Origin of the sequence: Nonomuraea jabiensis (assembly GCF_014204795.1) — a bacterium.
GTDB classification, from domain to species: Bacteria; Actinomycetota; Actinomycetes; order Streptosporangiales; family Streptosporangiaceae; genus Nonomuraea; species Nonomuraea jabiensis.
In genome coordinates this window covers 12,506,573-12,517,818 of record NZ_JACHMB010000001.1, presented here as the reverse complement: position 1 = coordinate 12,517,818, position 11,246 = coordinate 12,506,573, and the positions used below count along the sequence as shown (strand labels likewise).

The window sequence follows — 11,246 nt, the reverse complement described above, 5'->3', positions numbered from 1 at the left end:
GCACGGGCAGGCCACCCGCCGCACTTCGGCTGGTGGCCTTCCAGGAAACGGTCGCTGACCCTTCACCGGCTGAGCGCCGTTACGGTGCGCACGCTTGACCGGCTGGGTGGTGAAAAGCCGGACCGGGTCCGTGCTTCCTTCCTTTCCCGCCGCCCGCGTTGCGCCGGGCCCCGCCGCACGCCTTCTCGCCGGACCGGCGCCCGGTGGCTCGGGCTCGCGTTCGGCGCGGATGGTGGACGCCGCGCCGCCGCGCCGCGAGTCGGCCAGGCGTGCCGCCGTGCGCCGTGCCGCCGTGCGCCGTGGGCTGGGGCGTGTCGGGTGTGATGCCGGGCCCGTCGCATGCCCGCCCGCCGCGGCGGCGTTCGAGAGGGCCGGGTCGGTCAGGTGGGGGATTCGGAGGCCAGGCGTTTCAGGGCCGCTCGGGGGATGGCGGGGTCCGTGGTGCGCCAGAACGGGGGGAGGGAGCCCAGGAGGAAGCCGCTGTAGCGGGCCGTGGCGAGCCGGGGGTCCAGGACGGCGATGACGCCCTTGTCGTCCTGGGCGCGCAGGAGGCGGCCGGCGCCCTGGGCGAGCAGGAGGGCGGCGTGGTTGGCCGCGACCGCCATGAAGCCGTTGCCGCCCCTGGCCGCCACGTGGCGCTGCCGGGCCGACGTCAGCGGGTCGTCCGGGCGCGGGAACGGCACCCGGTCGATGATGACCAGCCGCAGCGAGGGCCCGGGCACGTCCACGCCCTGCCACAGCGACAGCGTGCCGAACAGGCAGGTGGGCTCGTCCTCGGCGAACTGCTTGACCAGCAGCATCGTCGAGTCGTCCCCCTGGCACAGCAGCGGCACGTCCAGCCGCTCGCGCAGCGCCTCCGTGGCGGCCTTGGCGGCGCGCATCGAGGAGAACAGGCCCAGCGTGCGCCCCCCGGCCGCCTCGATCAGCTCGGCGATCTCGTCCAGGTACTGCTGCGGCAGCCCGTCGCGGCCGGGCTGGGGGAGGTGCTTGGCGACGTACAGGATGCCCGCGCGGGGGTGGTCGAACGGCGAGCCGACGTCGATGCCCTGCCAGCCCTTGCCGTCGCCGAGCCCCCACTGCGCGGCCAGCGCGTCGAACGTGCCGCCCAGGGCCAGGGTGGCGGAGGTGAGGATCACCGTGCGCTCGCCGAACAGCTTGTCGCGCAGCATGCCGCTCACCGTCAGCGGCGCGACCCGCAGCGTGGGCGGGCGCCGGTCGGTGCCCGCGTCGAGCCAGACCACCTCGGCGCGGTCGGACTCCGAGGCGTGACCGTACGCCTCCAGCATGCGCACGGCCGTGTCGTGCACCTCGTCCAGCGCCGAGAACGCGGCCTTGCGCTGCCCCGCCTTGTCGGGGTCGTCCTTGTCGGCGCCGCGCGGCCCCATGGCCGTGACGCACCGCGCGGCCGAGTCGCGCACCAGCGCCAGCGTCAGCCCGAGCACCTGCGGCAGCTCGTCGATGCGCCCGGGCGGCGCGGCGGCCAGCAGCGCCTTGAGGTCCTCGCCCGCCTCCATGAGCTGGTCGGCGATCCCCTGCTCGATCAGCCTGCCCACCCGGCGCACCGCCAGCGCCACGGTCAGCTCCGACAGCTCGCCGGTCACCACCGAGGTCACCCGGTCGACCAGCTCGTGGGCCTCGTCCACGACCACGACCTCGTGCTCGGGCAGCACCGGCAGGTCGCCCATGGCGTCGATGGCCAGCAGCGCGTGGTTGGTCACCACGACGTCCACCTCGCCGGCCCGCGCCCTGGCCAGCTCGGCGAAGCACTCGGCCCCGCTCGGGCAGCGGCTGGCCCCGAGGCACTCCTGCGCGCTCACGGAGAACTGCCGCCACGCCTGCTCGCTCACCCCGGGCACGAGCTCGTCGCGGTCGCCGGTCTCGGTCTCGTCGGCCCACTCCTGGATGCGCTGGACCATGCGGCCGGTCGCGCTCACCTCGCGCGGGTCGAAGAGCTGGTCCTGCTCGTCCTCCTCGGGCCAGCCCGCCGTCGCCTTGTAGCGGCACAGGTAGTTGCGGCGGCCCTTCAGGATCGCGAACGTCGGCTCGTGCGGCAGCTCCTTGCCCAGCGTCTCGGCCAGCCGGGGCAGGTCGCGGTCGACGAGCTGGCGCTGCAGCGCGATCGTGGCCGTGGAGACCACGACGGGCGAGTCGCTGTCCATCGCGTGGCGGATCGACGGCACCAGGTACGCCAGCGACTTCCCGGTGCCCGTGCCGGCCTGGACCGCCAGGTGTTGCTCGCCGTCGATGGCCTGCTGCACGGCCTGGACCATGGTCATCTGGCCCTGCCGTTCGCTCCCTCCGAGAGCGTTCACCGCAACCTTGAGAAGTTCGTCCGCAGACGGGAGATGGGAGTCCGGCACGGCAGTAAACGCTACCCGCATTCCGGGGTCGCCGTGCCGAACGCGCTGTGATCGGCCAGATGCATCCCGGCGTTCCCGGATCCTCGTGGCGGCACCCGTGGCACACTGGGCGATCGGGACTCCGACGGGTAGGAGAGGGTCTTCACCCAGAGTGACCAAAGGGGTTCCCGGTGTAGATGGGAAGGCCGGTTCAAGAGGGTTTTCCGGGGTTGAGTGGACGGGAAAAGGCTGGTTAAAGCAGTATGTCTGCCATGTCGGAAGTTGTCCCGTTGCCGTCGTTCGGCGAAGTGTTCTTCGATGCACGAGGTCAGGAGCGGTGTCTCCGCGTCACGTGGCATGAGGGCACCTTGGTCCTGAGCCTCTGGCGCGGCGAGATGTGCACCGCGAGCTTCCGCATGCCGATGGAGGACGTCGGGCGCCTGCTCGACACTCTCGACGAGGGTTTCGCGGAGGCCACGGGCGAGCAGCCCGCCGTGCCCGCGCACGACCCCGGCACGGAGGTCATTCCCGGCACCGGCCAGTACCAGCGGCCGACCCCGCCCGTCCAGCAGCCGCCGCAGGCGCAGCACCAGTCCGAGGAGCGGCCCACGGCCGCCCTGTCGCCCAACGACGTCCTCGTGGCCAGGGGCGCCCCTCCGGCCCACCAGGACAAGCTGGTGGCCTCCTACGGCGAGACCACGGCCCCCAGGGACACCATGCCCCCGACCATGCCCCCGGCGTACGGCGAGGCTCCCAGGGACGCCTACGGCGAGCGGGCCCCCTTCACCGGCCCCCAGTACGTGGAGACGACGGCCCCGCAGCAGCGCTACACCGGCGACCCGCTCAGCGGCCCCCAGTACACGGGCGACCCCTTCAGCGGGCCCCAGTACACCGGGGACCCCCTCAGCGGCCCGCAGTACACCGGCGACCCCTTCAGCGGCCCGCAGTACAGCGCCGAGCCGCACCAGTACGCCGGCCCGGCCGCCCAGCCCGACCCCTTCACGGGCCCCCAGTACATCGACAACGAGCCCGTCTACCAAATGCCCGGCGACCAGCGCCGCCCGGCGCCGCTGAGCACCGACCCGCTCGGCTTCCCCTCCCAGGCGGCCGCACCCCACCAGCAGGCCCCTCAGCAGCCGCCCCAGCACCGGCCCGACCTGTACCAGAACGACCCCTACCCGTCCGATCCCTACGCCAGGCACTCCGACGCCTACCAGCAGCAGCAACCGCCGCCGCCGCAGCAGGCCCCGGCCGCCGCGGGCCTCGGGACCCCCATGCACGGCATCCCGGGCGCGGGCCGGCCCCGTCCCGTCCCGCAGCCCGTCCGCGACGACTACGCCGCCTACCAGCAGAGTCCCGCGCCGAACCCGGTGGACCCGCTGCTGAACATGGGCCGGCAGGAGCACCAGCAGCCCGACCCGCTGTCCCGCCCGTACATCGTGGACCCCATGTTCTCCACGGGCGAGCGCCTGAGGCCAGGCGAGCAGCCGGACTACCACGAGCGGAGCGACCGCAGGGAGTGGTGACACGCCGGGTCCGGGAGCCGGGTACGCTCCTCCCGTGAACCCGACCATGGGCCTGCAACTGCTGCTGGTGGCGGGCGGCGCGATCGGCGTCGCGGCCGTCGCCCGGCGCAGGGGCTGGCCCGCCCCCCTCCTGCTGGTGGCCGCCGGCCTGCTCGTGTCGCCGCTGGTGCCGGCGGTGCCGCTGCAGCCGCAGCTCGTGCTGTACGTGTTCCTGCCGCCGCTGCTCTACTCCGCCGCCTTCGACAGCTCCTACCTGCGCCTGCGTGACGTCAAACGGGCCGTGGCCCTGCTGTCGGTCGGGCTCGTGCTGTTCACCACGGCCGCCGTCGGGCTGGTCGTCCACCTGCTGCTGCCGCAGCTCCCGCTCGCGCTGGCGTTCGCGCTGGGCGCGATCATCGCGCCGCCCGACGCCGTGGCCGCCGTCGCGGTCGGCCGCCGGCTGGGCCTGCCGCGCAGGGCGCTGACCATCCTGGTCGGCGAGAGCCTGTTCAACGACGCCACGGCGCTGACGCTCTACCGGGTCGCCGTCGGGGCCGCGCTGGGCGGCACCCTGGACATGTGGGAGGGCCTCGGCGACTTCGCGCTCGCCGCGGCGGGCGGCGTGGTGATCGGGCTGGCGCTGGCGTTCGCGCTGGCCTGGCTGTTCCGGCACACGCGCGACTCCCTGGTCGAGAACACGCTGATGCTGCTGATCCCGTTCGCCGCCTACCTGGCGGCGGAGAGCGTGCACGCCTCGGGCGTGATCGCGGTCGTGATCGTCGGCCTCTATCTGGGCAACCGCATGCACCTGCAGGGATTCGGCACCCGGCTGGTGTCGGGCGCGGTGTGGAGGGTCACCGACTTCCTGCTGGAGACGATCGTGTTCGCCCTGATCGGGCTCCAGCTCACGACCGTCATCCAGGGGATCTCCGGCTACGACCCGTGGGCGGTCGCGGGCTACGCCGCCGCCGTGCTGGCGGTGACGATCGTCAGCAGGTTCGTGTGGGTGTTCACGGTGACGTACCTGACGAAGCTGGTGAGCAGGAACAGCGCGCCCACCTCGGCGCAGGCGGTGATCCTCGGCTGGGCGGGCATGCGCGGCGTGGTGTCGCTGGCGGCGGCCTTCGCCATCCCGCCGGACATCCCCGCGCGGGACCGCGCGATGCTGCTGTTCCTGACGTTCACGACCGTGATCGGCACGCTGCTCATCCAGGGCACCACGTTCCCGGCGCTGATCAGGCGGCTGCGCGTGTCGAGCGAGCGGGAGGAGTACGAAGACCGCCTGGCCGAGGCGGCGGCCCAGCAGGCGGCGCTGGAGGCCGGGGTGGCGGAGCTCGAACGGCTCGTCGCCGAGCAGGGCGAGCCCGACGAGATCCAGAAGCAGGTCATCGACCAGCTCAGGGAGAAGTCCTGGCGCCGCTCGCTCACCGCATGGGAGCGCCTGGGCGGCGGCACGGGGCAGGGTGGCGCGGAGACCCCCAGCGCCCTCTACCGCCGCCTGCGCCGCGACATGCTCCAGGCCGAGCGCCAGGTCTTCGTACGGCTGCGCGACGAACGCCGCCTCGACGACGAGGTGATGCGCGACGTGATGGCGCAGCTCGACTTCGAGGAGGCGATCCTGGAGCGCTAGCCGGGAAGAGCCAGGCCTTCAGCCCATCGCGCTGTCGACGAAGCACCAGCGCCAGTCCTCACCGCGTTCGTAGGACTGGATCACCGGGTGGCCCGTCTCGTGGTAGTGCTGGGTGGCGTGCTTGGCCGGCGAGGAGTCGCAGCACCCGATGTGACCGCACTCCAGGCAGCGCCGCAGGTGCACCCAGCGGCCCCCGACGGCGAGGCACTCCTCGCAGCCCTCCGGCGTCTTCGCGGCCGGATCGTCCGCCTGGGAAAGATGCTCGCAAATTGCCATAGGAGAAATCCTAGGACCACCGGCACGATCAAATTTCGCCCGCCCCTCTTGTCGGCCGCCGGGCAAGCGTGGACATTGTGCTCATCGGGGAGTGACATAGGCCACACCATCCCGAGGAGCCGGGCGTGCTGGAGGTGCGCAACCTCGAAGTCGTCTACGACGACGTGATGCTCGTGCTGCGCGGCGTGAGCCTCAGCGTCCCGCCCGGGGCGATCGTGGCGCTGCTCGGCGCGAACGGCGCGGGCAAGACGACCTTGCTCCGTGCCGTGTCCGGGCTCCTCGACGTGCACGACGGCAAGATCACCAAGGGGAGCGTGACGCTGGAGGGCGAGCCCATCCACCACCTCAGACCCGCCCAGATCGTGCGACGCGGGATCAGCCAGGTGATGGAGGGCCGCCGCATCCTCGCCGAGCTGACCGTCGAGGAGAACCTCAAGGTCGGCGGCCACACGGCGGCCGAGTCCCACCTGGATCGCGTCTACGGCCTGTTCCCGGTGCTGCGGGAGCGGCGCAGGAGCGTGTCCGGCTACCTGTCGGGCGGCGAGCAGCAGCTGCTGGCCGTCGGCCGCGCCCTCATGGCCGGGCCGAAGTACCTGCTGCTGGACGAGCCCAGCCTCGGCCTGGCGCCGTCGCTGGTCGCCCAGGTGCGCGACCTCATCGTCGAGATCAACCGCCAGGGCACCACGGTCCTGCTGGTCGAGCAGAACGCCACGATGGCCCTGTCCATCGCCTCCCACGGCTACGTCATGGAGACCGGCAAGGTCGTGATGGACAAGCCGTCCGGCGAACTTCTCGCCGACGAGGACATCAAGGAGTTCTACCTGGGGGCCGTCAGGTCCTTCCGCGAGGTCAAGCACTACAAGCGGAGGAAACGATGGCTCTCCTGACGTTCGAGGACGTGCACCTGAGCTTCGCCGGCGTCAAGGCCGTCGACGGCGTCTCGTTCGAGGTCCGGCAGGCGGAGCTGCTGGCGATCATCGGGCCGAACGGCGCGGGCAAGACCTCGATCTTCAACGTGCTCTCGGGGGTCTACCGGCCCCAGCGCGGCCGGGTCACGTTCCTGGGCGAGGACCTGCTGCCGAAGCGGCCGCACGAGATCGCCGCCATGGGCCTGGCCAGGACGTTCCAGAACGTCGAGCTGTTCCACAACCTGACCGTCCTGGACAACCTCATGCTCGGCCGCCACCACCACTTCCGCTACGGCGCCCTGGCCGCGCTGCTCTGGTACGGGCGGGCCAGGCGCGCGGAGCTGGCCGCCCGCGCCCGGGTCGAGGACATCATCGACTTCCTCGAACTCGCGGCCTGGCGGCGCCACCCCGTGCGGCTGCTGCCGTACGGGATCCAGAAGCGGGTCGAGCTGGGCCGGGCGCTGGCCATGGAGCCCCGGCTGCTCCTGCTGGACGAGCCGGTGGCCGGCATGAACCTGGAGGAGACCGAGGACATGGCCAGGTTCGTGCTGGACATCCGGGACGAGCTGGGCATCCCGGTCGTCCTTGTGGACCACGACATGGCGCTGGTGATGGACCTGGCCGACCGGGTGCTCGTGCTCGACTTCGGCCGCCCGGTCGCCCTCGGCACCCCCGCCGAGGTCCAGCGGGACCCCAAGGTCATCGAGGCATACCTGGGAGGGGCCGCGTGAGCATCGTCACCAGGGTGCGCGACCGTGCCCGCGGCACGCCCGGCGCGGTCGCCATGCGGCACAAGGACCTGGGCATCTGGCGGGAGGTCACCTGGGCCGCGTACTGGACGCAGGTGGAGCTCGTCGCCCACGCCCTGCTCGCCCTCGGCGTCGAGCCCGGCGACCGCGTCGCCATCCACTCCGAGAACCGCCCCGAATGGCTCTACGGCGACCTCGGCACGGTCGCCGTCAGGGGCATCACCGTCGGCCTCTACCCCACGAACCCGCCCGCCGAGGTCGCCTACCTCCTCGCGGACTCCGGCGCGAAGATCCTCATCGCCGAGGACCAGGAGCAGGTGGACAAGGCCCTCAAGGTCCTCGGCGAGTGCCCCGAACTGCGGCGCATCGTCTACCTGGAACCGCGCGGCATCCGCGGCCGCTACGACGACGACGTCCTGATGTCCTGGCCCGAACTGCTCGCCCTCGGGGCCGGGCACCGCGCCGGGCACCCTGACGCCGTGGCGCGCCGCATGGCCGAGGCCGAGCCCGGCGACGTGATGACGCTCATCTACACCTCGGGCACCACGGGCCCGCCCAAGGGCGTCATGCTCACGATCGGGAACGTGGAGTTCGCCGTCAGCACGCTCGTCCTGGGCGGCGGCTTCACCTCCCCGCCGCCCTCCGAACGCGACCTGGTGCTGTCGTACCTGCCGCTGTGCCACGTGGCCGAGCGGGCGTTCACCGTGTGGTTCAACTCGGCCGCCGGCGTGCAGGTGAACTTCGCCGAGTCCATCGACACCGTGCCGGCCAACCTGCGGGAGGTGCAGCCGACGATCCTGTTCGGGGTGCCGCGGATCTGGGAGAAGGTCCTGGCGCAGGTCGACATCCGGCTGGAGTCGGCCTCGCCGGTCAAGCGGGCGGTGGCCCGGTTCTGGCTGCGGGTGGCCGAGCGGATCGGCGACGTGCTGGTGCGCACGGGCGGCCGGCACACGTTCGGGACGCGGCTGGCGTACGGACTGGGCTGGGTGTTCTGCTACCGCTCGCTGCGCGAGCGGCTCGGGATGCGGCGGGTCAGGTACGCGGCCTCGGGGGCCGCGCCGATCGCGCCCGGCGTGCTCAAGTTCTACATGGGGATCGGCATCCCCATGCACGAGGTGTACGGGATGAGCGAGAACACCGCCATCGCCACCGCCAACCGGCCCGGCAGGGTGCGCCTGGGCACGGTCGGCGAGCCGCACCCCGGCATCGAGCTGAAGATCGACGAGGCCACCGGCGAGATCATGACCCGGCATCCGGGAAACTTCGCCGGGTACTGGCGCAACCCGCGGGCCACGGCCGACGTGCTGGACGAGGACGGGTGGCTGCACACCGGGGACGTGGGCGAGTTCGTCGAGGGCACGCACGTGCGGATCACCGACAGGATGAAGGACATCATCATCACGGCCGGCGGCAAGAACGTCGCGCCCAGCGAGATCGAGAACGCGCTGAAGGCGTCGCCGTACCTGAAGGAGGCGATCGTGATCGGGGACCGGCGGCCCTACCTGGTGGCGCTCATCGGGATCGAGCCGGACACGGTGGGGGAGTGGGCGCGGCGGCGCGGCCTGCCGTACACGACCTATCGGGATCTGTCGGAGAAGCCGGAGACGCGGGAGCTGGTCCGGGGGATCGTGGACGAGGTGAACGCCCGCTTCGCCCCGGTCGAGCAGGTGCGGCGGTTCGCGTTCCTGCCCAAGGAGCTCGACCACGAGGACGGCGAGCTGACCGCCACCCAGAAGGTCAGGCGCGCCGCCGTCGCCGAGCTCTTCGAGGACCTGGTGGAAGGGATGTACGCCCGGTGAAGGGGCTGCTCGAGACCGTGATCAGGGGCCTGGGGAACGGCTCGGTGTACGCGCTGCTCGCGCTCGGGTTCGTGATCATCTACAAGGCCACGCGGGTGATCAGCTTCGCGCAACCCGCGCTGATGCTGGCCGGGGCCGTCGCGGTGAGCTACCTGGCCGAGGTGACCGGCTTCTACGCCGCCGTCCTGCTGTCGGCCCTGCTCATCGCCCTGGTGGCGCTCGGCATCGAGCGGGTCGCGATCAGGCCCATGGTGGGGCGGCCGGTGTTCGTCGTGGCGATCATCACGCTCGGCGTCGACGTGGTCGTGCGGGTGGTGGTGAACGGCTTCATCGGCCGGGACGTGCGGCAGGTCGGGGACCCGTGGGGGTTCACGCAGGTGTCGCTCGGGCCGCTGGTCGTGCAGCGGCGCTGGCTGGCCATGCTCCTGGTCACGGCGGTGCTGGTGGCGCTGCTGTTCGCGTTCTTCCGCTACACCAGGTACGGGCTGGCGATGCGGGCGGCGGCGTTCGACCAGGAGACCGCCCTGGCGCAGGGGATCTCCGTGGGCGCCGTGTTCGCGCTGTCGTGGGCGCTGGCCGGGTTCCTGGCGGCGGTGGCCGGCATGTTCGTCGGGACCGGGCAGGGGATCGAACAGCTGACCTGGGTGGTCGCGTTGAAGGCGCTGCCGGCGATCATCGTGGGCGGGCTCGACTCGCTCGGCGGCGCGGTCGTCGGCGGGCTGGTGGTGGGGGTCGTGGAGTCGCTGTTCCAGTCGTACCAGGGGGAGTTCGCGCCCTGGCTGGGGCAGAACGTGGCGGTCGTCTCGCCGTACATCGTGATGTTGATCGTCCTGCTGGTCAGGCCGTACGGCTTGTTCGGGACCCGGGAGGTCGAGCGGGTATGACCGGCACGCGCTCCGCCGCCCCTGACATACCGACCGGACGGTCTCGCCGGATGCGCGGGCGGCCGCTGCTCTACACCTCCTACGCCCAGGACATGGCGCTGCTCGACACCCCGGCGAAGCGGGTGTGGACGGGGCTGCTGGTGCTGCTGGCGTTCGGGCTGGCGGTGCTGCTGCAGGACCGGTCGCTGGAGGTGCTGGCGGGCGCGTACGCGCTGGCGATCGGCGCCATCGGCCTCAACATCGTCACCGGCTACGCCGGGCAGGTCTCGCTCGGCCACGCGTTCTTCGTCGCCATCGGCGCCTACACCGCCGCCGCCCTGTCCGGGCCCGTGGACGGCGAGCGCATCGGCTTCGGCCTCGCGGAGATCTGGATCTGGCTGCCCGCGGCCGGACTCGCCGCCGCGGTGGCCGGGGTGCTGGTCGCGCCCCTGGCCACCCGCCTGCGCGGCCTCTATCTGGCCGTGGTCACGCTCGGGCTGGTCTTCCTCGGCGAGCACGTCTTCAAGGAGTGGCAGGACCTCACCGGCGGGCCCGGGGTCGGGCGCGAGGCGGCGGTCCCGCAGCTCTTCGGCGTGCGCCTCGACCAGGACGGGCCGCTCGGCACCAAGGAGCAGTCCCTGTACGTGCTCATGCTGGCGCTGCTCGTCGTCTTCGCCCTGGCGGCCCGCAACCTGGCCCGCTCGCGCGTCGGCCGCGCCTTCGCCGCCATCCGGGACCGGGACATCGCGGCCGAGGTCATCGGGGTGCCGCTCACCCGCTACAAGGTCCTGGCGTTCGGCGTCTCGTCGTTCTACGCGGGCTGCGCCGGGGGTCTGCTCTACACGATCTCCGGCTACGTCGAGCCCGGGTCGTTCAGCCTGCTGCTGTCGGTGCAGTTCATCGCGATGGTACTGATCGGCGGCGTGGCCACCGTGTCGGGGTCGATCGCGGGGGCGCTGTTCATCTCGCTGCTGCAGCCGCTGACCAGGTCGCTGCCGGCGCTGGTGCCGTTCGTGAGCGCGGACACCACGCGGACGCCGAACGTGTTCCAGGTCGAGACCGTGCTGTACGGGCTGCTCATCGTGGTGTTCCTGATCTTCGAGCCGCGGGGCCTGTTCGGCCTGTGGATTCGGGTCCGCAACTACTGGAAGTCCTGGCCTTTCTCCTACTAGAAGGT

General features: G+C 72.0%; 9 protein-coding genes. 7 read left to right on the top strand and 2 right to left on the bottom strand.

The annotated features are described in order from the left end of the window. Positions 1–380: 380 nt before the first annotated feature. A complete protein-coding gene (locus tag HD596_RS57035; protein WP_185077685.1) occupies positions 381–2,381 on the bottom strand; it encodes an ATP-dependent DNA helicase in 2,001 nt (666 codons plus the stop codon). A gap of 230 nt (positions 2,382–2,611) precedes the next feature. On the opposite strand from HD596_RS57035, the gene HD596_RS57030 reads away from it, so the two are divergent. Then, positions 2,612–3,865, top strand: a complete 1,254-nt coding sequence (locus HD596_RS57030) for a hypothetical protein (protein ID WP_185077684.1) — start codon at positions 2,612–2,614, stop codon at positions 3,863–3,865. 34 nt (positions 3,866–3,899) lie between these two features. Then, positions 3,900–5,474 (top strand): Na+/H+ antiporter, encoded by a 1,575-nt coding sequence (locus HD596_RS57025; RefSeq protein WP_313047376.1) that lies wholly within the window; start codon positions 3,900–3,902, stop codon positions 5,472–5,474. 18 nt (positions 5,475–5,492) lie between these two features. Here the strand turns inward: HD596_RS57025 and HD596_RS57020 are convergent, their stop codons facing one another. Further along, entirely contained in the window at positions 5,493–5,750 is a 258-nt protein-coding gene (locus tag HD596_RS57020) for a UBP-type zinc finger domain-containing protein (protein WP_185077683.1), read from the bottom strand. Between the two features lie 125 nt (positions 5,751–5,875). Between HD596_RS57020 and HD596_RS57015 the strand changes: the two genes are divergently transcribed. From HD596_RS57015 to HD596_RS56995, 5 genes are read left to right on the top strand one after another with little or no spacing between them, the layout of a single operon-like run. Continuing rightward, on the top strand, positions 5,876–6,637 hold the full coding sequence (locus HD596_RS57015) for an ABC transporter ATP-binding protein (RefSeq protein ID WP_185077682.1): 762 nt from the start codon (positions 5,876–5,878) through the stop codon (positions 6,635–6,637). After that, positions 6,625–7,389, top strand: a complete 765-nt coding sequence (locus HD596_RS57010; RefSeq protein ID WP_185077681.1) for an ABC transporter ATP-binding protein — start codon at positions 6,625–6,627, stop codon at positions 7,387–7,389. The genes HD596_RS57015 and HD596_RS57010 overlap by 13 nt, the downstream gene beginning before the upstream one ends. Beyond that, the gene (locus tag HD596_RS57005; protein ID WP_221520083.1) at positions 7,386–9,206 is read left to right on the top strand and encodes an AMP-dependent synthetase/ligase; all 1,821 of its coding nucleotides are present in this window, start codon (positions 7,386–7,388) and stop codon (positions 9,204–9,206) included. Before HD596_RS57010 ends, HD596_RS57005 begins: the two co-directional genes overlap by 4 nt. Continuing rightward, positions 9,203–10,090, top strand: coding sequence for a branched-chain amino acid ABC transporter permease (locus tag HD596_RS57000; protein ID WP_185077680.1), 888 nt, complete (start codon positions 9,203–9,205; stop codon positions 10,088–10,090). Before HD596_RS57005 ends, HD596_RS57000 begins: the two co-directional genes overlap by 4 nt. A 50-nt stretch (positions 10,091–10,140) precedes the next feature. Further along, the gene (locus HD596_RS56995) at positions 10,141–11,241 is read left to right on the top strand and encodes a branched-chain amino acid ABC transporter permease (RefSeq protein ID WP_185077679.1); all 1,101 of its coding nucleotides are present in this window, start codon (positions 10,141–10,143) and stop codon (positions 11,239–11,241) included. The last annotated feature ends 5 nt before the right edge of the window (positions 11,242–11,246 follow it).

What these genes read in the sequence shown, in the direction of transcription:
- HD596_RS57035 (WP_185077685.1), bottom strand. Translation starts at nt 2,381, where the DNA reads ATGCGGGTAGCGTTTACTGCCGTGCCGGACTCCCATCTCCCGTCTGCG.
- HD596_RS57030 (WP_185077684.1), top strand. Translation starts at nt 2,612, where the DNA reads ATGTCGGAAGTTGTCCCGTTGCCGTCGTTCGGCGAAGTGTTCTTCGAT.
- HD596_RS57020 (WP_185077683.1), bottom strand. Translation starts at nt 5,750, where the DNA reads ATGGCAATTTGCGAGCATCTTTCCCAGGCGGACGATCCGGCCGCGAAG.
- HD596_RS57010 (WP_185077681.1), top strand. Translation starts at nt 6,625, where the DNA reads ATGGCTCTCCTGACGTTCGAGGACGTGCACCTGAGCTTCGCCGGCGTC.
- HD596_RS56995 (WP_185077679.1), top strand. Translation starts at nt 10,141, where the DNA reads ATGCGCGGGCGGCCGCTGCTCTACACCTCCTACGCCCAGGACATGGCG.